Source organism: Pseudanabaena yagii GIHE-NHR1, from assembly GCF_012863495.1.
Taxonomy (GTDB): Bacteria; Cyanobacteriota; Cyanobacteriia; order Pseudanabaenales; family Pseudanabaenaceae; genus Pseudanabaena; species Pseudanabaena yagii.
The window spans coordinates 23142-43669 of the sequence record NZ_JAAVJL010000004.1; the positions used below are offsets into that span (position 1 = coordinate 23142).

Genomic DNA, 20528 nt, shown 5'->3' on the forward strand with positions numbered 1-20528 from the left:
ATGTATTGTCAAGCGATCTCTCTAGGTATGAAGTTTTAAGTTGGTTCAAGTATTCTCAATTAAACTCAATAAATATTCTTGTCATTTACTCTTATTTTTAAGTATTTTCAAGTTATAGTCATAAAAAATGAGAATTAACTAGAATTTAATGAAACGCTTATATTTTGGGGATAATTTGCAGGTTTTGCGGGAGAGCATTAACTCAGAAAGCGTTGATTTGGTTTATCTCGATCCGCCTTTTAACTCGAATGCGGACTATAACGTGATTTTTGGTGGTCGCAAGTCGGGGGATGTACCGCCACAGGCTCAAATTACAGCTTTTGAGGATACTTGGCATTGGAGCGATGAGTCGGCGCGGACTTTGCAAGCTTTATATGATGTAAATGGGGATTTGGCAGAATTATTAGATTTGTTGGTGCGGCGTTTGGGGCATAACGATCTGTCGGCTTATTTGGTGATGATGGCAATTCGTTTAGTCGAACTTCATCGTGTTCTCAAACCTACAGGAAGTCTGTATTTACATTGCGATCCAACAGCTAGTCATTATCTCAAAGTCATTCTTGATTCTATTTTTAGCATTCAAAATTATCGTAGTGAAATTACTTGGAAGCGAACAACAGCACATAACGATCCAAAAAAATATGGAGCAAATACAGATATTCTTTTGTATTACGCAAAAAGTTCCAATTATGTTTGGAACGCAGTATTTACAGAACATTCTGAGGCATATAAATCTAGGTTTCGCCATCTAGATTCTGATGGTAGAAGATGGACAGACGATAATTTAACAGCTAAAGGATTATCAGGAGGTGGATATACCTATGAATACAAGGGAATTACTTCTTTATGGAGATGTCCTATTGAAAAAATGCAAAAGCTTGATTCAGAGAATAAACTTCACTTTACAAAAAATGGTGGAATTCGACTAAAACGCTATCTTGATGAAAACTTAGGTACTCCTTTACAAGCCTTATGGGATGATATTCCTCCAATTAATTCTCAAGCAAAAGAACGTTTAGGATATCCAACTCAAAAACCTTTAGCACTATTAGAAAGAATCCTTCAAGCAAGCTCTAACGAAGGCGATATCGTCTTAGATCCATTTTGTGGATGTGGTACAGCCCTTCATGCTGCCCAAAAACTAAACCGTAACTGGATTGGGATTGACATTACTCATCTCGCAATCTCCCTAATCGAAAGCCGTTTACAATCAGCATTCCCAAAAATTGAATTTGAAGTATTCGGCACACCCAAAGACTTTGCTAGCGCCCAAGACCTCTCCAAACGCGACAAATATCAATTTCAATGGTGGGCTTGCTCTCTTGTCAAAGTGCCACCCTATCAAGGTAAAAAGAAAGGTGCAGATGGCGGCATTGATGGCTTGCGCTATATTTCTGACCTTGACGAAAACAAACGCGAAATTAAACGGAAGATCGTCGTCTCCGTCAAAGGTGGCGATAATGTCAGCGTGTCAATGGTGCGTGATCTCATCGGTACAATGTCCACCAACAAAGCCGATCTCGGATTCTTTGTCACCTTAGCCGAACCCACCAAAGCCATGATCACTGAAGCAACCAAAGCAGGATTCTATCGTGCCGCCAATGGCAAAGACTATCCCCGCGTCCAAATTTTCACCATCGAAGATTTACTCTCAGGAGCCAAGAAACCCGAATATCTCGATCTCAGCCTCGGTGACATCACCTTCAAACGCGCCGAGAAAGAAAGCATGACCGTTCAGCCAGAATTATTTTGATTATTTATACACACTATTATGTCTAGACGCGATAGCTTACATTTATCCCTACGCCGCACCCTCGAAAAAGATGGTTGGACAATTACTGATGATCCGCTACTTTTGGTCTTAGGAGAAACATTGCTAAAAGCTGATTTAGGAGCTGAAAAAGTCTTTACTGCTGAAAAAGAAGGACATAAAATTGCTGTCGAAGTCAAAGATTTTGACTCACCTTCAGTAATTAATGAGTTACAAAAAACATTGGGACAGCTACAGCTTTATCAATGGTCATTGGAAACCCAAGAACCAGATCGTCAATTGTTTCTAGCTGTCAGTCAAGAAATGTATACAAAACACTTTCAAAAAGAAATTTTCCAGATCGCAATCAGGCGAAATAAAATTAATTTAATAGTATACAAACCAGAGCAGGAGGTTATTACTCAATGGATAACACAATAAGCTATGCAGAGATTCTAAAACGAACTGTGAATGATGCCACAATCCATCAGCCAAGATTGCAGGCGATCAAACTATATCCAGTTTGCGATCTTGATTCTGGTCAATTTGTTGTTCTTGCCACAGGATTTGACAAACAAAAATGGATGGATTTTGTACTGTTTCATGCACGACTTGTTGAGAAAGATAATAGTGATCGCCAAGTCATCATCGAAGAAGATAATTTTGAAGAAGGATTAACAAATGCACTCATCGAAGCAGGGATCAAAAAAGAAGATATCGTCACCAGTTGGCAACAAGCGATTGCCTAAAATCTTTGAATATATCAGAGGTTTATAATGTCTCATTACTATAACTTTCAAAAAAATAGTGAAGATGGAACATCTATCCATTTTCTTGACTGGTGAGACTCTTGGGTTAAATCCATCAGTAATTGTGACCATGCACCTTCATAGAGACTAGGTGTCATCGGTTCTCCTGATTGAATGGACTTGACCCAGCGATCGCATATAGCTAAAACAGGGGCAAGCCGACCATCGGTATAGGTTTTTGGTAAATCGTATTCGGGTGGTATCGGTACAATTTCCATTTCGGTGCGATCGAGTTTGCCTTGGCGCAAGCTGAAACCATGCACATAATCTGCTTGATTAGAGCTTCCTAAAACTAGGGTTCCATTTTCGCCATAAACTGTCAGCCAATGTCCACGCCCACGATAGGTGACTGTGCTGAGAGAAATATTGCAAGGCGTGCCATCGGTAAGTTCTAAGAGAATATTGCAGGTATCATCAGCATCCACGGGGCGCAGAATCCCATCAGCATCGGGACGTTCGGTAATGCCTGTACTGAGTTGTCCAGATAGACTTTTGATATCGCCAAATAACCAGCGCACATAGTCAAAGGCATGGGAACCGATCGCACCCAATGCGCCGCCACCATAATCCTTTTGGCTATACCAATTCCACACCCGCTTAGGATCGGCACGCCCCTGCACTAGCCAATCAATGGTAATCATCCGCTTTTTGCCCACATGATTGTGCTCTAGCAAATGTTTAAAGTATTTCCACTGCGGTACACAACGAAACTCAAAATCTGTTGCTGTGACAACTTGTTTCTCTTGAGCAAGACGATACAAGGCGATCGCTTCTTGAAAGTTCATCGTTACAGGTTTTTCTAGCAAAATATGCTTGCCTGCTTCGATCGCCATTTTCGCCTGTTCATAGTGAAAGCTTGGTGGTGTAGAGATGGTTACGGCTTGGACTGACTGAAGCGCAAGTAAATCTTCGAGGCGATCGCAAGCATGGGGAATTCCAAACTTATCCGCAATTTGCTGTGCCTTGATGCGATCGCGATGGTAGACCGCGACAACTTCTGTATCTGGATGAATTTGTAGCGCAGGAATATGGATGATCTGTCCAAATCCCGTGCCAATAATACCAACACCAATTTTTGACATATTTCTCACTACTTTAGCGAAATGAAATTTTTTTAGAAATAATGCTTTGCATTATTTCTAAAACTCGATTCCTGCTTGAGCCTTGACACCCTGCTCTCTAAAGGGATGCTTGACCAATTCCATTCTTGTGACCAAATCGGCAACTTCGATCAGTTCTGCAGGTGCACCACGACCAGTCAGAATTACATGGGAATCCGCAGGTTTCTCTTTTAGACCAGCAATCACTGTTTCCACATCGAGATAGCCCAATTTGAGCGCAATATTTACTTCATCCAGTAAAACCAACTTATATTCAGGATTTTTGATGTAGCCAAGTCCCACTTCCCATGCTTCCTTGGTTTTGGCAATATCGCGATCGCGGTCTTGAGTTTCCCATGTAAAGCCCTCACCCAGAGCCTTAAAAACCAGTTGATCTTGCCACATTTCAAAAACTTTCTTTTCCGCAGGCTCCCATGCTCCTTTAATAAACTGGACGATCGCCACTTTGTAACCATGACCAAGCGATCGCAACACCATTCCTAAAGCCGCAGTAGTTTTTCCCTTACCGTCACCTGTATTGACGATGATCAGCCCCTTTTCGAGTTTACGTTCAGCAATCCTTTGATGCTGTACCTCTTGACGGCGTTGCATCTTAACACGATGTTGTTCGGCAGTAAGTTCAGTCATAAGGATTTCTTGTAAGTCGCGATATACCAACATTTTAAAGTGTAATACGCAAACTTGCGATGCTGCTTAGTGATTTTAAAATCAGCATATCCTGATTTTAAAACACCAAAATTAGTCATATAGCCACCGTCGCTTGTGTTAGGACAAAATCAAAACCTAAAAAGAGAGGGACGGCGCGAAGCGCCGTCCCTCTCTTTTGGCTTTTACGTCTTAATACACTTGGCGGTAGCTATATCAAGGGTTATGAGTTTTCATTTTACCTACGGCAAAATGAAAACTGCTATATCATTACGTTGGTACATTTACCCTTGACACTACAATGGCTGGTTATGTTTAAGAACATCTTCTCCTTTGGATTACTTGTGTTTGTCCCGATTTCAATCATTGGTCATTTTCTCGGATGGGATTCTACGCTTATATTTGTCACTTCAGCGATCGCCATTTTGCCCCTAGCAGGTTGGCTGAGCACTGCAACTGAGGAGATTGCGGTAGTCCTTGGTCCCTCGTGGGGCGGATTGATGAATGCTACTTTTGGTAATGCAACCGAGCTAATTATTGCGATCGTGGCATTAAATGCAGGATTTACCAGTGTGGTAAAAGCAAGCATCACAGGTTCGATTATTGGAAACCTCTTGCTAGTCATGGGATTATCCATGTTTTTGGGCGGATTGCGTTACAAAGAGCAAGAATTTCAGCCAACTATGGCGAGATTAAATGCTTCAGTGATGAATTTGGCGGTAATTGCGATTTTATTGCCCACAGCAGCAAATTTTACAACTGCGGGAATTAGCGAAGAGATTTTGCAAAAATTATCTCTGTCTGTAGCGATCGTGTTGATCATTGTCTATTGTCTCACGCTTCTATTTTCGATGAAAACCCACGCCTATCTCTATGATGTCGGTAAATCAGAAGCCGATGACGCTGAGGCAGAAGAAGGACATCCTCAAAAAGTGAATCTACCACTATGGATTGCTGTTCTGTTTGGAGTAACTCTACTAGTCGCTTTTGAATCGGAACTATTAGTAGGCACTTTAGAAGAAGCAACTGCTCAACTAGGTTTAACGGAACTATTTACTGGGGTAATCCTCTTGCCAATTATTGGTAATGCGGCGGAGCATACAACCGCAATTACCGTAGCGATGAAGAACAAAATGGAACTATCGGTATCAGTTGCTGTTGGCTCCAGTATGCAAATTGCCCTCTTTGTTGCGCCTGCGCTCGTAATTGTCGGTTGGTTCCTTGGTAAGCCAATGGATTTAAACTTCAATCCCTTTGAATTAGTGGCAGTTGCCGTAGCAGTTTTGATTGCCAACTCAATTAGCTCTGATGGGCGATCAAATTGGCTAGAAGGTTCTCTACTCGTAGCAACCTACGCAATTCTAGGCTTCGCCTTCTATTTTCAACCAGTTTAATTACAGCCTATTAGAGAAACCTTTAAAAGCAAGGCAAAGCCTTATAGATAATTCAAATAAGAACTACAGCTTCGACTTCGCTCAGCTAGCTTACACCGATGGCTGAGCGGAGTCGAAGCCCCTCTGCAAATTATTTAAAACAACTATACTTTTAAAGGTTTCTCTATTTTTTAATTCAGTGCAATACTCTGTAAAATTACTGACGGTCTAATTATCTTCTAGATTTCTAGAACTGTGATACGAGCGAAAAGCTCTACCGATCGCAGGAGTCAGCAAAACGGCAAGGGCGATCGCACTGCCAAGCGCAATATATGGATTTAAAACCATTAGTCGGGAAACAGGTGTAGACACATCCACATTGAGGGCATCATCAAATACCGTTGGAATCGCCAAAAGTTTGGTAGCTGAGGGGGGTGAAACCAAATTCAAAGATGCTGCTGCCGCAGGAAACATCACGGCACTAAACAGACAAATGCTGAGAAATCTTGCCCACGATTTTAAATGCCATAGACCGATCGCTAAGAGGATTGGGACTAAACTAAAACCAATGAAGGCAATCCCTGAAACTACTTGTAAATTGGTAGAATTATTGCCGACTAAAGGAATATCTCCTTCTAGTAAACGATAGATGTAGAAGTTTAATAGGCGATCGCTAATCAGCAAGAGGCTGGAGCCAACCATTGTGGTTGCAAGTATCGTAATTGCCATCGGGCGTTTTGAGATTCTAGGTTTCATTGATTCTGGGTTTCAAGTTTTGCGAGATTGGTCATCTAAGGATTTGATTAAGGCTGACTGAGATAGCTTGGTAAATGGCGGAATAGCTTGCTTGATTGCAACATTCGCAATAGGTAATAACTCGAAGTGGGTAAAAAGATAATCAATGCCCATCCGAATTGGTCAGGAACTTCAACTTGGAAAAATTCGGGCAATAGCAGCATTAATATAATTGACAAACCAACGGAGGCAGCACCCAGAATTGTAGCTGTGGCATTTTTAAATAAGGTTTGGACTTTCCAGATGGAAACATTGGTTAAAGTCCAAAATACAAATAGACAGAAGACTGTGCCAATGATCGTACTGACGCATTGAGCTTGACCTTTAGCAATATCTTGGAATGTATCGGAATCAATCATCGTCACACCATGAGGCATCTTGAGCAAAGCCCAACCACTAATGTAGTAGGAAAAGACATAACCTGTCGTCATGGCGATCGCCCCAAAGATCCCTGCAATGGAACTGTAACCCAACACATCGCGTAAGAAGTTCTCTAAACGTCTAGGCTTGAGCCAGCCAAAGGCGATCCAAATTGTCGGTAAGCCAACTACTGCCATCGTTAAAACTGTCATATGGCGAGGTTCTACAGGAAAGGGAAGTTGCACAAATCCCGCAAAGGAAATTGTCAGGATCACCATGATATTTTTAGTGAGATAGAGCAAAGCGGAAGAGAGAATCTTTTGCTTAATATCGTCACCTGCGGTGAAGGCTTGGGGTAGGGCGGAGAGATTATTATCGAGTAGGACTATATCGGCAACATCTTTGCTAATTTGTGCGCCATCATTCATGGCGATCGCTAGCTGAGCCTCCTTAAATGCAGGGACATCATTCACCCCATCACCGACCATACCCACATAGCCACCCCGCTTCACCATTGCCGAGATTAAACGACGCTTCATGTCAGGGGTAATTCTGCCAAACACAGCACCATAGGCGGCAGAACGACTAAAGGTATTGTTATCCATTTCTTCTAAGGTCTTTTGGGTAAAGACTGCATCTTCAGGAACAGCGATACCTGCTTGACGGGCAATTGAGGCAACTGTTTCGACGCTATCGCCTGAAATTACCTTGAGGCGAATATTCTTGTTTTGTAATTCGGAGATCGTATCAACTACATCGGGACGTAGGCTGTCTTCGAGTAAAACGATACCGCGATCGCGCCGATTGCTGGGTAAGGCGGGATTTTTTTCGGAAGCGTCGAAACTATCCTCGCTGGTGACAACGGCGATCGCTCGCAAACCTTGACGACCAAATTGCTTAGCTTGCTCTTGAGTCTCAGGACTAGTGAATAAAATTTCAGGAGCACCGACCATGATCGTTGTACCGATGTCGATCGCGATCGCCCCCCATTTACGGCTAGAACTAAAAGGGACTTCGCTAACAAACTTCGATTGCGATCGGGGTTTGTCCGTAAAGGCAGCCATGGCTCTGGCACTACTATTTTGCGATCCCATAAAACTGGTATAGAGAGCGATTAATTCCCTTAGCGAATCTTCATCGGTATCACCTAAAGGCACAATCGACTTCACCACCAATTTATTCTGGGTCAAGGTTCCCGTCTTGTCAGTACAGAGAATCCGCACACTATTCATCGAATCAACGGCATTGATTTTTTGGATTAACGTGCGTCGTTTACTAATTTCCACTGCCCCGATCGCAAAGGCAACACTAATTGAGAGAATTAAACCTGCGGGAACAAAGCTATTGATAATTACCGAAGCATAGCGAATTGTATCCACCATTGTCCGCCCTGAGTTGAGGCTGGAGGCGAGATGCAAGAAGGCGGCAACAATTAACACCAGAATGAAGATTTCCACTAAAATGTCAATCTTTTTCTGCAAAGGCGTAAATACTCGCTTATATACCCGAGAGGATTGGGATAGCTTGACAGCATAGCTTTCATTGCCAATCTTATCGGCTCGAAATACACAACTTCCTGCTAAGCAAAAGGAACCTGAAAGTACAATATCGCCAATCTGCTTAGCAACGGGATCGGATTCGCCTGTCAGTAGAGACTCATCCATTTCCACATTTTGTGAAACTAGCACTGCGCCATCGACTGGAGCGCGATCGCCAGGGTTTAGCTCAATCAAATCATCACGCACCACTTCGCCTACAGGAATTTCCTGAGATTCGCCATTGCGCCGCACTTTCACCTTTTGCACTGATAATAAGGCGAGTTTATCCAATGTCAGCTTTGCCTGAATCTCTTGAGCAACCCCCACCAGAATATTCATAAATACTGAAAATCCCGAAAAGATAGCATCAGTGAATTGTCCGAGAGCTGTCATCAAAACTAAAACTACGCCAAAGGTAACGTTAAATAATGTAAAAACGTTTTCTTGAAAGATTTCCTTATAGGTGCGGCTCGATCGCATGACGACGACATTAATATCACCACGCTGCTTTCTCTCGGCGATTTCAGCTTCACTTAGCCCGATATCTAGGTTGATTGTTGGCAAGTCTGGCGTATTTGCTGATGTAGATTGAGACATAGACACACAGGTACGTTTTAGTATTGAAGTATAAGATCTCTAAGACAAGATTAAAAATCAGAATTTAAACTTAATATCTATGATTACGTTGCAAGTAAATGGTGATGATCGCATATGTGAGCCAAACCTCACCATGATTGAATTGCTGAAATATCTAGGGCTAAATCCGCGTCTCGTTGCGGTGGAATATAACGGCGAAATTTTGCATCGTCAACTCTGGGAAAATACAATTATTCAAAATAGCGATCGCCTAGAGATTGTCACAATTGTTGGTGGTGGCTAGGGAAGTTTCCGTGCCGAAGGCACGGAAACTTCCCTATATGAGAAGCGCGATAAAGTAAGAGCGCTATAATTTTGTTCAGTAAACCTTTTATCAATAATTGCAGGCAATTGGCATAGTCTATGAGCATCGCATCAGCACAAGTTCCCGCTACCGTCCTGACAGGCTTCCTTGGTGCAGGTAAAACGACATTACTCAATCACATCCTCACGGCTGAGCATGGTAAGAAGGTTGCCGTCATTGTTAATGAATTTGGAGAAGTGGGTATCGATCAGCAATTGGTAATTGGTGCTGACGAAGAGATTTTTGAGATGAATAATGGCTGCATTTGCTGCACCGTGCGGGGCGATCTGATTCGGATTATTGGCAACCTGATGCGCCGCCGCAACAAGTTTGATCATCTTTTAATCGAAACCACAGGTTTAGCGGATCCAGGTCCTGTGGTGCAGACCTTCTTTATGGATGAGGATATCCATCGCCAAGTGTCTCTAGATGCTGTGGTCACAGTAGTTGATGCCAAGCATGTCCAACAACATTGGGGCGATCGCGAAGTTCTCGAACAAATTGGTTTTGCCGATGTGATTTTGCTCAACAAGACTGATCTGGTTACTCCTGAGGAGCTAGAGGAACTAGAAGCAAAAATCAAGCATTTGAATGTCTTAGCCAGAGTGGAGCGCGTTCAGTTAAATCAAACTAGTACAGAGAATATTGAACAAAGTATTAATAAAGTCCTTGATGTAGGAGGTTTTGATCTCAATCGCATTCTCGAAAAGAACCCTGAATTTCTCGCGGCTCAAGTCAAGGATGAACATGATCACGACCATGACCACGAACATCATGACCACGATCACGAGCATCATGACCATGACCACGAGCATCACGAACACCATCATCACATTCATGATGAGGAAGTTGGCTCGGTCAGTATTTTGGAAGCTGGCTCAGTCAATCCCTATAAATTCCAAGCATGGATTAGTGAGTTACTGAGAACTCAAGGTCAAGATATTTTCCGCTCTAAAGGAATTATTAATCTAGCTGGTTCTGAGGAACGCTTGGTATTTCAAGGTGTGCATATGCAGTTTGATGCAACTCGCGATCGCCCTTGGAAAGACAATGAACTTCGCAAGAATCAATTAGTCTTCATCGGCAGGCATCTCGAAGCAGATAAATTGCGCGAAGGCTTTTTAGGTTGCTTAGTCTAGTTGCTTAATCTAAAAGGTTTGTAAAGCCAAACGAATAAATTTTTAGAAAATGTTGCTTCGCAACATTTTCTAAAAATTTATTCGTTTGATGAAAGTTGTGGTGAAACATTTATGTCATAGTTTTGTAACTACGTTTAGGTAAGCGACTATGAGCGGGAGCATCTTAGGGACAACTAAAATTTTAGGAGTGATGGGTTTTCCTGTCAGTCATAGCCTTTCACCTGTGATGCATAATGCGGCGATCGCTTCCTTGGGTTTGGACTATGTATATGTGCCTTTCCCAATTCCCGTTGAAGATCTATCGGCAGCGATCGCTGGACTCAAAGCTATTAAATCGGTACAGGGTTTTAACCTCACCATCCCCCATAAAGTTGAAGTCATCCCCTTACTAGATGAAGTCTTACCGATCGCGAAATCCGTTGGTGCAGTTAATACCGTGAAGCGGATTGATGATCGCTGGGTTGGCACTAATACGGACGTAGCAGGTTTTCTCGAACCACTAAAGCAACTTGACTGCGACTGGAAAAATATGCCCGCGATTATTCTCGGTAGTGGTGGTGCGGCAAAGGCAGTGGTAGCAGCTTGTCTAGAACTTAGCTGTCCCGTTATTCATGTGGTTGGGCGCGATGCTAAGAAGCTCAAAAAATTTCACGGCACAATGACCAGTCAACTTCGTGATTACAATTTGCGGGTGCATCCTTGGTCGTCAATTCCCCATTTATTAGAAGTAGCTGGAATCGTGATCAATGCTACCCCCATAGGCATGTCTAGTGATACCAATACCCCGATTTCTGAAGCAGAGATGGCAATGTTACCTGACAAGGCGATCGCCTATGATTTAATTTATACCCCCCGTCCTACCAAGTTTCTGCAAATCGCCGCAGCAAGGGGACTAAAAGCGATCGATGGTTTAGAGATGCTGATCAATCAGGGGGCGATCGCTCTTGAATGGTGGCTAGATCAGTCTGTGCCCATTGACACCATGCGTCAAGCGTTACTTACACATCTTAACTAGATACTTTCCTGACTTTGGCAGGAAAGTATCTAGTTAATGATGTGTAAAATCTAAATCCCAGAACCCCTAGGCAAGCTTAGATTGCTTGTATTTCCAGATTAGCCCAGAGAGAGCATTGGTCAGTACATGAGCAACGATCGCGGATAGGAGATTGCCTGTATACATTGTCACAGCGCCGAGCATCATACCCACCGCGATCGCCCAAACTGTGTAAGACAAATGCTTGGCACTTGCCATATGCAATACACCAAACACAACACTAGTAATAATCAAGGCAAGTCCATTCATGCCGAGAGCAGGTAGAGCCACACCACGGAATAGCATTTCCTCGCTCAACCCAGGTAATAAACCTAACCAAACTAAATCAATTAGTTCTAGTGGTTTAAGTACCATTTCTAGATATTCTTGAGCCGCAAGGCGATAGCTTTCCCATATTTCATAAATTAGACTACTGAGCAAAGCCACTCCTACGCCAATTCCCAAACCGATCGCTCCATGTTGTGGTTGCCAGTAAAGCGGAACCATCGGGATACCTGTTAAGTAAACCCAACCCTTAGAAATTCCTAAAAAGATGATTGCGGTCACTGCCATAGCAATTAGGACTTGCGATCGCGATAAAGTTTCGTTTTTTTTATCTTGATTTTGCTGAGGAGCTTGTGAGAAGAGAGCCATGACGGGAGCCTAATGATTATTTGGTTGGGTTAAAAAGGGGCAGGATTATGAGAGAGATACTCACTTATGTCTTCAAGCAAGTGTGGCAATGATGGAGACGAGGCGATCAAGATCTGCCATAGTAGTCAAGTAATGGACTGAAGCCCTGAGACAGTCTGGTTCAGGAAGAGCACGGATAAAGACTTGATGTTCTGATTCTAGTTGTCTTGCAATTAGCCCATGTGACTTTTGCGTGATCGCGCTTTTAGCAATGTCTCGATTAATTTGGAAGGAAACTAGACCTGATTCTGGCGGCACTTGGCGAACGCAATCAATGTGGGGCAAATCATTGAGTTGTTGCCATAATAATTGACTCAATTCACAGATCCGTTGATAGCGTTGTTGCTGCGTACCCCAACTATTGGCATGGGCGATCGCTAGGCGTAAAGCCTCATAAAGTGTGTAGGTCGAGCTAGCCACCTCAAACCTAGCACCATCCTGTTTCCATTGAGGAATCGGGGTTTTACCTGTGAGTCCACGCCAACCCACAAAGACAGGCTCGATTTGATCAAAAATTTCAGGACGAATATACAAGGCTCCTAAACCGAGGGGCGCACACCACCATTTATGGGTCGTAAAGGCATAAAAATCTGCGGCAATTTCCCCAAGGTTGAGCGACAATACGCCTACTGACTGAGCTGCATCCACAGCAACTAAAACATGATGCTCATGACAAGCTTTAACCATGGCAGTTAGTGGCAAAACCTGTCCTGTATTCCAGCAAATATGGCTGAGCATGACCAAACGGGTCTTGGGCTGCAAATGCTGTACTAGTAAGTCAACAACTTCGGTGCTGTCTTTGTCATTGGAGCTAGCATTGCGCGTATTGCTCAAAGGGAAATAGTCGATTTCCACACCAAAACGTTTCTGAATTTGGACGGCACTGGCAATAATCCCGTGATGTTCGCAGTCCGATAGCAATAGGTGATCGCCTTGTTGCCAATCCACTGCCCATAGGGCAATATTGCAACCAATAGTTGTATTTTCGGTGAGGGTGATTGTATTTGCACTCACTTGAAACTCTTGAGCGATCGCTTCTTTGGTGGCTGCATATTCCGCCATCATCCAGTCACCTGCGGCATTGGAGAAGCAACCTAATTGCTCAATATGATGAAAGTTTTTGGTGATTGATTCTAAGGCTGCCCCACATAAAACCCCCTGACCACCATAGTTAAAGTAAGTACGATTTTCAACTTCTAAAGCAGGAAAATGCGATCGATGCATTAACAAATCCTGTTCGCGATCGCGCTCTAAAGTGTCAGACTCTAAACTTTTAGACATTGCTGCTGAAGAAATCAAACCCAACTCCTACAAACAAATAACTCTTGCTCAGCTATGCCTATTCTACCGTGACTTGCAGCCATCTGAAACTAAGGTAAAAGCGAACATTTTTTGACCAAAATCTTTGAGGCGTGGCTTCGCCAAGCCTCAAAGATTTTGGTTCTCATCTAAGCTTCTTTATTGATATCAAAATGTCTGAGCAAGCTATAAACAACAGGAGATAAAACGATCCCCATTGCAAGGACAAAAACTAATCCACTAAAAAGAGCATATACAGAGGCGAAAATCTTAGCGCTGATATTCGGTAATGGACTAATTGGTCCCATACCACTCAGAATCATTGAAGCTTCAACTAAAGCATCTACCCAACTGAAACCAGCAACCCAGTGATAACCAATAACGCCTATCCCTAGCCCTAATAGGATGAAAACTGCTGACAAGACAAGATAAGTGGCAAATCTGCGGACTAAAATCTGAATTGATTCTGACTGCTTTATTGATTTAATAAGGTTTGTCATTACATTCATTAACTATTCTAGGGAGATTTGACAAATAGCATAGCAATGTCACGCTATCTGATCCATGTGGGATCACAGTTTGTAATAGCAACCTCGCCTCATCCGCGATCGCCTGAGACTGTTTTGGCATAAATCACATCACTAGGGAAAATCAATCATGTCACAATCCCAAAATAATTTGCATGATCCATCGGTAACTGTTGTAATTTCAAGACGGGTTAAGCCTGAATGTAAAGCCGAATTTGAATTGTTTCTATCGGGTATCACCGCAGCCTGTGAAAAGTTTCATGGTCATTTGGGCAGTAGTATCTTTCCCCCTGTTAATTCTGATGATCCAGAGTATCGCATCATTTTTAAGTTCGATCGCCTCAGCAATCTCCGTAATTGGGAAACATCGCCAGAACGTAAGTACTGGTTTGACATAGCCGAATCACTGACTGTCAGTCCACCTCAGATTCAGGTGCTAACTGGTTTAGAAACTTGGTTTACTCTTTCTGGAAATCCATCAATTACACCTCCACCTCGCTACAAAATGACTGTGGTTACTTGGTTGGCGGTATTCCCATTAATTACTTTCATTTCTCTAATTCTTAAACAGCCATTATCAAATTTGCCTTTAGTATTTCGTGTGGCAATTATTACAGCGATCGCTGTTCCGACAATGTCCTATCTGCTGATGCCACAAATGACTAAGTTATTCTCAGGCTGGCTCTATCCTTCATTAGATATTGCATCACCAATAACCGATCCTCCTGCAAAGATGCTAGAAAGTTCTGAACTTCCACAACCATTACCTGAATTGAGTTCTAATGAAGAGGAGGCTGAATTAATGGTTGGTCAAATACTTTGATTAGATTAGTAATTGGCTAAAGTGCGATCGCCGCTAGCCCAAACGCTCCGAGATTTGGGAGTGCTAAATAGATAAGGATGGGCAGCGCTTCACGTCGCCCATCCTTACCACAATAAATACTTTCCTTTTTAGGGCTACCATACTATTTCTAGGGAAAACATCGATTGTAATTTTATAGATTCAGTTGTTTCACAAAAATTTGTATCGAACCATTAGGATTTGAGCATCGTAAAATTAGCTTCTGGAGCAAGTAAAGCCCCACGCCTTACGGGGGAAAGATTTTGGGATGGATTGCTAAGACTCAACCGAGCATTAGTTAAAATGGTCGCCAAAATAATTTTCATTTCAAACTGAGCCAAAGCCATACCTAAACACCGACGACTACCACCGCCAAAAGGAATAAACTCATAGGGAGAAAATTGACGTTCGAGGAACCTTTCAGGACGAAACTTCTCAGGTTCAGGATACAAATCTGTACGGCGATGCGTGAGGTAAATAGAAGCAAGGACTTCTGTGCCAGCATCCAACATTTGACCTGAAATTTCTACGGGAGTCTTTACTAGTCTTGAGAAAGTCGTCATTGCCACAGGATAAATCCGCAAAGTCTCATTACAAACAGCAGTTAGGTAAGGAGCCTTAAAGATAGCCATGGGATCGGGGCGATCGCCTAAGCTTTGTAGCTCCGACATTAATCGTTGATAAACATCGGGTAACTTATGCACCCAATACAAAGCCCAAGCTAGAGCCGTAGCCGTTGTTTCATGTCCCGCAAACAGCAAAGTCATTAACTCATCACGCAAATCCACATCACCTAAATAATTACCATCCTCATCCTGAGTCGCTAACAAGAGATTAAGGATATCAATCCGTTCGGGGTCAGGATTAGCTCGACGTTCCTGAATTTCAGCATAAATCAACTCATCGCAATCCTTTTGCATTTTCATGACACGTCCCCAAGGACTCCACGCACCTAAATCTTGGCGTAGGAAGGGAAGAAAAATAAACATCGCTCCCAACTTTGTGGAAGATACATCTAGCCGAGTAACCAAGCGTTGCTTCAGTAATTCTAAGCGCTCACCCTCATACAAACCGAACACTACCTGCAAGATTACCCGCAACGTGATGTCTTGCATGATAGCTCTGACATTAAAAGCTTGATTTAAGCCAATTTGGTCTATAACTTGATTGCTAATTTTGCTAATAATATGACCATAGCTGACCAAGCGATCGCCATGAAAAGGAGGCATTAACAACTTGCGGCGTTGTTGGTGTTGCTCACCACTCATTAAAATTACTGAGCGATCGCCAACCAAAGGACGAGCAATCTCATTAGCTTCCCCAGGAGCCGTAAAAGAAGGACTAGTCAATACTACTTGTAAAGCATTCGGTTCGCTGACCATCACAATGTTTTTTAATCCCGCCCAACGCAAGGTAAAGATATCCCCAAACTGAGCCGCATTGCTATCCATAACTCCTAAAGGATCAGTAATCCACTGAGCTAATTGCAAAATAGGATTGAGATTAGAACCAACAGGAAGAGGCATAGATTTCTCACAACTAGATAAAGTTTAGAAATATTTTATAACTTTCTGTCATTGAGTAATACAACCTCATTGATCTCAGTCCATTTCATAGGATTTTAATCCAACTCCTCATCAATACCAGTAGGAAAACATAAATCCAAAATTTGTTCACCATTATAAGGACATTCTTTTGGCAAATCCTTAGACTCAAGAGAAGTTTCAAGCCTCACAAGATACAAAGCTGCCTCATAACTATCCTTGATAATTTCGCTGAGATTTTCTTTGAGGCTAGGGCTGTCTCGCAATATCCAGAGAATTTCTCGACGTTCGCTGTCAATTGTCACTTGCCAAAGTTTACTGCGCTCTTGTGGTAGTAAATGCCACTTTAGTAAATGACCAAGTACAACATTAAAATGAGTCCTTAACTCTTTCCGTTCTTGCCTCCCCAACGATGCAATCTCTTCGGCTAGGTTTTTTGTATCAAGCCCTTCTAATTCAATTGATCGTAATAGATTAGATTGCTCTACTGTCCACCGATAAAAATCTTCTTTATATAAACCCATTTCCATAGTGTTCCCTTAAGCTATCCTCCTCATTTTCCACTAGAACAATTCAAACATGGAACTAAAGTCTGCTAAACCTAAATCAAAATTCAGGTATAGCAATGTAAGTTTTGCTTAGGACATAAAACCCAAAAGATGAGTGGCAGCGAGAAGTGCTGCCACTCATCTTTTGGGTTTTGATTTGTCCTAGCTATCTCTTACATTGCTATATCTACGCCTATTATTTTTCATCCCTGCGATCGCAAACATTGGGTGTGATGGCATATTGCATCTGGCAAATATTTTCTTGGTTTGTTGCCATGATAATCTCAGGATCGATCGCAGGTTATTCGATTTTGCAGATAATTACACTGTTTGTTAAGTAAGGAGACAGTCAGTAGCTATGTCTAACCCAGAGTTAATAGTCATTATGACAACCTTTCCCGATCTAAATATTGCCAATAACATTGCCAAAATACTTGTCGAAGAAAAACTTGCTGCTTGCGTTCAAGTGATGCCCAGTATGACATCTACCTATATTTGGGAAGGTAAAACCTGTCAAGAATCAGAGCATCTAGTTTTAATCAAAACCATGGCAAGCCTTTATGAATCCCTATCAGCTAGATTGAGTTCTCTACATCCCTATGAAGTGCCAGAAATTATTGCCATACCAGCGATCGCAGTTGAGCAAAATTATTTACTCTGGGCAAAATCTATTTTTGGAGATTCTTTGGAATAATTCAACTCAAGAAGCGCTCTACAGCGCTAAGCCTATAATTTCTGTTTTAGTGCTTGATAAGCTCTATCCATTGTGGCATTGTGATTCTTTTCAGTGATGACCTTAAACAAAGGTATTTTGACAAAAAGGGCAAAGAAGGGATTAGCAGAGAGTGTAAAGTAATCTGTGTAAAGTCTAGGAAGTATACAGAGAGATAATCAAGACACACAATAACTAACACCCAAAAGATGAATATACGCAAAGAATTGCTAAACGAATTGTTGCAAGAATGTAAAACTCCACCTGACCTATTCGGAGAAGGAGGAATCCTGAAGCAACTGACGACCGCGTTGGTGGAACGGGCGTTGGAAGCAGAGCTATCAAACCATCTTGGCTACGGCAAACATGAACCCAGACCAGAAGGACAAACCAACAGTCGCAATGGTTATAGCCAGAAAAAGTCCAAGGGGACTTTGGCGTAGCAGAAATTGCAGTACCGCGAGATCGCAGTGGTGAGTTTGAACCACATCTGGTGAAGAAAGGACAAAGCCGCTTGTCAGGACTAGATGAAAAAATCATTGCTCTCTACGCACGAGGCATGAGTGTCAGGGATATTCAAGCCCAGTTGCAGGAAATGTATGGAGTCGAAGTATCACCGACATTAATCTCCAATGTCACTGATGCCGTGATTGATGAGGTAAAGCAATGGCAAAATCGTCCCCTTGATGCGGTCTATCCAATCGTATTTCTGGACTGTCTGGTCATTAAAGTCCGAGACAATGGCAGGGTAATTAATAAGTCCCTGTACTTTGCCTTGGCGGTGAATATGGATGGGTACAAGGAATTACTGGGTATGTGGATTTCTCCCAATGAAGGTGCGAAATTCTGGCTGTCAGTACTGACCGAAATTCACAACCGTGGCATCAAAGATATTTTGATTGCATGTGTCGATGGCTTGACTGGTTTCCCTAATGCCATTGAGACGGTATTTCCGAAAACTCAGGTGCAGTTATGCATTGTCCACATGGTCAGGAATTCAGTCGCTTTTGTACCTTGGCAACAGCGCAAGCAAGTTTGTGCTGACCTCAAGGCTATTTATAGCGCTGCAACGGAGTCGGAGGCTGAGTTTAACCTTGAGTTGTTTGCTGAAAAGTGGGACAAGCAATATCCATCAATCTCCAAGTCTTGGCGTAGTCATTGGGCGAACATTATCCCCTTCTTTGCTTTCTCCACTGAGATTCGTAGGGCGATTTATACCACCAATGCCATTGAGTCGATGAATAGCAGTTTGCGGAAGGTGATTAAGTCTCAACAGATTTTTCCGACCGACGAAGCTGCTTTCAAGCTGGTTTATTTGGCAATGCGGAATATTTCACCTGTGGAATGGCTAAACCAAGACAGTAACAGCAAGCGGGCACTGGACAGTTAAAGTGTGATCGACGTATTTGCGGCTTTTTTGTCATCATGAAATGGGCGTTTCAGCACCTATCCCCGATTAGCTGACCAATGCCCGATTTGATCATTGATTATCTATCAAAAAATACCATCTCTTTGAGATATAACCTTAATAATCAACCATGTAAAACTAGAAACTTTTAGGAAATCATGAGTGGACTCGGCGGCTTAAATAAAACCCCTAATGGTTTAGTGATAGGGATGGTGCAACTTCAACTTCCAACAGTTGTCACCAAACAAGACTTAGCAGCCCAAACTCAACGTATTTGTGAAATGGTCGCTAAAGCAAGGCGAAATATGGCAACTATGGATCTCGTCGTATTCCCTGAATATTCTTTGCATGGTCTGTCGATGGATACTAATCCAGAAATCATGTGTAACTTAGATGGGGCAGAAGTAGCAGCATTTAAGCAAGCTTGCATTGACAATAATATTTGGGGTTGCTTCTCATTGATGGAATATAATCCTCAAGGTAATCCCTATAACAGTGGAATTATCATTGACAATCAAGGCGAATTGAAACTTTACTATCGCAAACTACATCCTTGGGTTCCAGTTGAACCTTGGGAACCGGGGGATCTCGGAATCCCAGTTTGTGAAGGACCTAATGGGAGTAAGATCGCGCTGATTATTTGTCATGATGGCATGTTTCCTGAAATGGCGAGGGAATGTGCTTATAAGGGCGCAGAAATCATGATTCGTACTGCTGGTTATACAGCTCCAATTCGTCATTCTTGGCAGATCACTAATCAAGCAAATGCTTTCTGTAACCTGATGGTGACAGCTTCGGTCTGCATGTGTGGGTCTGATGGTAGCTTTGACTCTATGGGGGAAGGGATGATTGTTAACTTTGATGGTCAGCCTTTGGTGATGGGTAGTCACCGTCCTGATGAGATTATTACTGCCGAAGTTCGTCCCGATCTAGTTCGTGAAGCTCGCAAATATTGGAGTGTAGAAAATAATATTTACCAATTTGGGCATCGAGGCTATGTGGCTGTCAAAGGTGGCGCTCAAGACTGTCCCTACACGTATATGCAGGATATGGTAAAGGGAAAGTATTCTCTCCCTTGGGAAGAAGAAGTAATCTATAAAGATGGAACTTCTTGTGGATTTCCCGTGCCTGAGCGGACATATAGCAATCCGAAATAGTTGGATGAGGCTTCGATTTCACCGTTCACCTTATGCTGAGAGAAGTCGAAGCCTTTATAGCGGTTTTCATTTTGCCTACGGCAAAATGAAAACTCAAAACTCTTACTGGGACTGATTTTTTGTTTTCAAATGAGTATACACTCATTTGAAAACCGCTATAACAAAGCATTTGCCAGTAGGATTATGCTAAATAAAAAGGGGTGAGAGGAAAGCGATCGCCACTCAAACCAGTCCCTCAAGCGCTACAATCTTTGCAAATTTCTACTAGAACTAATATGCGATCGCCAATGTGCCCC

General features: G+C 42.5%; 20 protein-coding genes and 1 pseudogene. 12 read left to right on the top strand and 9 right to left on the bottom strand.

Annotated features, from left to right (window positions below; genetic code table 11):
• Positions 1 to 148 precede the first annotated feature (148 nt).
• From HC246_RS22495 to HC246_RS22505, 3 genes are read left to right on the top strand one after another with little or no spacing between them, the layout of a single operon-like run.
• On the top strand, positions 149 to 1753 hold the full coding sequence (locus tag HC246_RS22495; RefSeq protein WP_169365673.1) for a DNA methyltransferase: 1605 nt from the start codon (positions 149 to 151) through the stop codon (positions 1751 to 1753).
• Positions 1754 to 1771: 18 nt separating this feature from the next.
• A complete protein-coding gene (locus tag HC246_RS22500) occupies positions 1772 to 2191 on the top strand; it encodes a XisH family protein (protein ID WP_169365674.1) in 420 nt (139 codons plus the stop codon).
• Complete coding sequence (locus tag HC246_RS22505) at positions 2176 to 2499, top strand: element excision factor XisI family protein (protein WP_169365675.1); 324 nt, start codon at positions 2176 to 2178, stop codon at positions 2497 to 2499. The genes HC246_RS22500 and HC246_RS22505 overlap by 16 nt, the downstream gene beginning before the upstream one ends.
• A 47-nt stretch (positions 2500 to 2546) precedes the next feature.
• On the opposite strand, the gene HC246_RS22510 is transcribed toward HC246_RS22505, so the two are convergent.
• Positions 2547 to 3641, bottom strand: a complete 1095-nt coding sequence (locus HC246_RS22510; protein ID WP_169365676.1) for a Gfo/Idh/MocA family protein — start codon at positions 3639 to 3641, stop codon at positions 2547 to 2549.
• A 57-nt stretch (positions 3642 to 3698) separates the two neighbouring features.
• Positions 3699 to 4307 (bottom strand): cob(I)yrinic acid a,c-diamide adenosyltransferase, encoded by a 609-nt coding sequence (cobO, locus tag HC246_RS22515; protein WP_211167926.1) that lies wholly within the window; start codon positions 4305 to 4307, stop codon positions 3699 to 3701.
• A 329-nt stretch (positions 4308 to 4636) separates the two neighbouring features.
• On the opposite strand from cobO, the gene cax reads away from it, so the two are divergent.
• The gene (cax, locus tag HC246_RS22520) at positions 4637 to 5719 is read left to right on the top strand and encodes a calcium/proton exchanger (protein ID WP_174235265.1); all 1083 of its coding nucleotides are present in this window, start codon (positions 4637 to 4639) and stop codon (positions 5717 to 5719) included.
• 207 nt (positions 5720 to 5926) lie between these two features.
• Here the strand turns inward: cax and HC246_RS22525 are convergent, their stop codons facing one another.
• Entirely contained in the window at positions 5927 to 6454 is a 528-nt protein-coding gene (locus tag HC246_RS22525) for a DUF2127 domain-containing protein (protein WP_169365677.1), read from the bottom strand.
• A gap of 47 nt (positions 6455 to 6501) precedes the next feature.
• Positions 6502 to 8988, bottom strand: coding sequence for an HAD-IC family P-type ATPase (locus HC246_RS22530; protein WP_169365678.1), 2487 nt, complete (start codon positions 8986 to 8988; stop codon positions 6502 to 6504).
• A 79-nt stretch (positions 8989 to 9067) separates the two neighbouring features.
• On the opposite strand from HC246_RS22530, the gene thiS reads away from it, so the two are divergent.
• From thiS to HC246_RS22545, 3 genes are all read left to right on the top strand, one after another.
• Complete coding sequence (gene thiS, locus HC246_RS22535; protein ID WP_169365679.1) at positions 9068 to 9271, top strand: sulfur carrier protein ThiS; 204 nt, start codon at positions 9068 to 9070, stop codon at positions 9269 to 9271.
• 119 nt (positions 9272 to 9390) lie between these two features.
• Positions 9391 to 10470, top strand: a complete 1080-nt coding sequence (locus tag HC246_RS22540; protein ID WP_169365680.1) for a CobW family GTP-binding protein — start codon at positions 9391 to 9393, stop codon at positions 10468 to 10470.
• Positions 10471 to 10618: 148 nt separating this feature from the next.
• A complete protein-coding gene (locus HC246_RS22545) occupies positions 10619 to 11485 on the top strand; it encodes a shikimate dehydrogenase (RefSeq protein WP_169365681.1) in 867 nt (288 codons plus the stop codon).
• A 66-nt stretch (positions 11486 to 11551) separates the two neighbouring features.
• Here the strand turns inward: HC246_RS22545 and HC246_RS22550 are convergent, their stop codons facing one another.
• The 3 genes from HC246_RS22550 to HC246_RS22560 all read right to left on the bottom strand — a co-directional run bounded on the left by HC246_RS22550 (position 11552) and on the right by HC246_RS22560 (position 13995).
• Positions 11552 to 12157 carry a CPBP family intramembrane glutamic endopeptidase gene (locus tag HC246_RS22550; protein WP_169365682.1) on the bottom strand — a complete coding sequence of 202 codons (606 nt, stop codon included), beginning with the start codon at positions 12155 to 12157 and terminating at the stop codon, positions 11552 to 11554.
• A gap of 72 nt (positions 12158 to 12229) precedes the next feature.
• The gene (locus HC246_RS22555) at positions 12230 to 13477 is read right to left on the bottom strand and encodes an aminotransferase class V-fold PLP-dependent enzyme (RefSeq protein ID WP_211167927.1); all 1248 of its coding nucleotides are present in this window, start codon (positions 13475 to 13477) and stop codon (positions 12230 to 12232) included.
• Positions 13478 to 13644: 167 nt separating this feature from the next.
• Positions 13645 to 13995 carry a two pore domain potassium channel family protein gene (locus tag HC246_RS22560; protein ID WP_169365683.1) on the bottom strand — a complete coding sequence of 117 codons (351 nt, stop codon included), beginning with the start codon at positions 13993 to 13995 and terminating at the stop codon, positions 13645 to 13647.
• Positions 13996 to 14152: 157 nt separating this feature from the next.
• Here HC246_RS22560 and HC246_RS22565 point away from each other — a divergent pair, with 157 nt between their 5' ends.
• Positions 14153 to 14845 (top strand): hypothetical protein, encoded by a 693-nt coding sequence (locus HC246_RS22565; protein WP_169365684.1) that lies wholly within the window; start codon positions 14153 to 14155, stop codon positions 14843 to 14845.
• A 212-nt stretch (positions 14846 to 15057) separates the two neighbouring features.
• Here the strand turns inward: HC246_RS22565 and HC246_RS22570 are convergent, their stop codons facing one another.
• Both HC246_RS22570 and HC246_RS22575 read right to left on the bottom strand, forming a co-directional pair.
• On the bottom strand, positions 15058 to 16389 hold the full coding sequence (locus tag HC246_RS22570; protein WP_169365685.1) for a cytochrome P450: 1332 nt from the start codon (positions 16387 to 16389) through the stop codon (positions 15058 to 15060).
• A 95-nt stretch (positions 16390 to 16484) separates the two neighbouring features.
• Entirely contained in the window at positions 16485 to 16937 is a 453-nt protein-coding gene (locus HC246_RS22575; RefSeq protein ID WP_225903094.1) for a DUF29 domain-containing protein, read from the bottom strand.
• Between the two features lie 146 nt (positions 16938 to 17083).
• On the opposite strand from HC246_RS22575, the gene HC246_RS22580 reads away from it, so the two are divergent.
• The 4 genes and pseudogenes from HC246_RS22580 to HC246_RS22595 all read left to right on the top strand — a co-directional run bounded on the left by HC246_RS22580 (position 17084) and on the right by HC246_RS22595 (position 20232).
• Entirely contained in the window at positions 17084 to 17296 is a 213-nt protein-coding gene (locus tag HC246_RS22580; protein ID WP_169365686.1) for a hypothetical protein, read from the top strand.
• Positions 17297 to 17313: 17 nt separating this feature from the next.
• A complete protein-coding gene (cutA, locus tag HC246_RS22585; protein ID WP_169365687.1) occupies positions 17314 to 17649 on the top strand; it encodes a divalent-cation tolerance protein CutA in 336 nt (111 codons plus the stop codon).
• Between the two features lie 227 nt (positions 17650 to 17876).
• Positions 17877 to 19057 (top strand): annotated as a pseudogene (locus tag HC246_RS22590) (IS256 family transposase).
• Between the two features lie 176 nt (positions 19058 to 19233).
• Positions 19234 to 20232, top strand: coding sequence for a formamidase (locus HC246_RS22595; RefSeq protein ID WP_169365688.1), 999 nt, complete (start codon positions 19234 to 19236; stop codon positions 20230 to 20232).
• Positions 20233 to 20528 lie beyond the last annotated feature (296 nt).

Coding starts and splice junctions, on each gene's coding strand:
- HC246_RS22525 (WP_169365677.1), bottom strand. CDS start 6,454: ATGAAACCTAGAATCTCAAAACGCCCGATGGCAATTACGATACTTGCA.
- HC246_RS22565 (WP_169365684.1), top strand. CDS start 14,153: ATGTCACAATCCCAAAATAATTTGCATGATCCATCGGTAACTGTTGTA.
- HC246_RS22505 (WP_169365675.1), top strand. CDS start 2,176: ATGGATAACACAATAAGCTATGCAGAGATTCTAAAACGAACTGTGAAT.
- HC246_RS22570 (WP_169365685.1), bottom strand. CDS start 16,389: ATGCCTCTTCCTGTTGGTTCTAATCTCAATCCTATTTTGCAATTAGCT.
- cobO (WP_211167926.1), bottom strand. CDS start 4,307: ATGACTGAACTTACTGCCGAACAACATCGTGTTAAGATGCAACGCCGT.
- HC246_RS22560 (WP_169365683.1), bottom strand. CDS start 13,995: ATGACAAACCTTATTAAATCAATAAAGCAGTCAGAATCAATTCAGATT.
- HC246_RS22510 (WP_169365676.1), bottom strand. CDS start 3,641: ATGTCAAAAATTGGTGTTGGTATTATTGGCACGGGATTTGGACAGATC.
- HC246_RS22595 (WP_169365688.1), top strand. CDS start 19,234: ATGAGTGGACTCGGCGGCTTAAATAAAACCCCTAATGGTTTAGTGATA.
- HC246_RS22555 (WP_211167927.1), bottom strand. CDS start 13,477: ATGTCTAAAAGTTTAGAGTCTGACACTTTAGAGCGCGATCGCGAACAG.
- HC246_RS22495 (WP_169365673.1), top strand. CDS start 149: ATGAAACGCTTATATTTTGGGGATAATTTGCAGGTTTTGCGGGAGAGC.
- HC246_RS22540 (WP_169365680.1), top strand. CDS start 9,391: ATGAGCATCGCATCAGCACAAGTTCCCGCTACCGTCCTGACAGGCTTC.
- cax (WP_174235265.1), top strand. CDS start 4,637: ATGTTTAAGAACATCTTCTCCTTTGGATTACTTGTGTTTGTCCCGATT.
- cutA (WP_169365687.1), top strand. CDS start 17,314: ATGTCTAACCCAGAGTTAATAGTCATTATGACAACCTTTCCCGATCTA.
- HC246_RS22575 (WP_225903094.1), bottom strand. CDS start 16,937: ATGGAAATGGGTTTATATAAAGAAGATTTTTATCGGTGGACAGTAGAG.
- thiS (WP_169365679.1), top strand. CDS start 9,068: ATGATTACGTTGCAAGTAAATGGTGATGATCGCATATGTGAGCCAAAC.
- HC246_RS22500 (WP_169365674.1), top strand. CDS start 1,772: ATGTCTAGACGCGATAGCTTACATTTATCCCTACGCCGCACCCTCGAA.
- HC246_RS22530 (WP_169365678.1), bottom strand. CDS start 8,988: ATGTCTCAATCTACATCAGCAAATACGCCAGACTTGCCAACAATCAAC.
- HC246_RS22545 (WP_169365681.1), top strand. CDS start 10,619: ATGAGCGGGAGCATCTTAGGGACAACTAAAATTTTAGGAGTGATGGGT.
- HC246_RS22550 (WP_169365682.1), bottom strand. CDS start 12,157: ATGGCTCTCTTCTCACAAGCTCCTCAGCAAAATCAAGATAAAAAAAAC.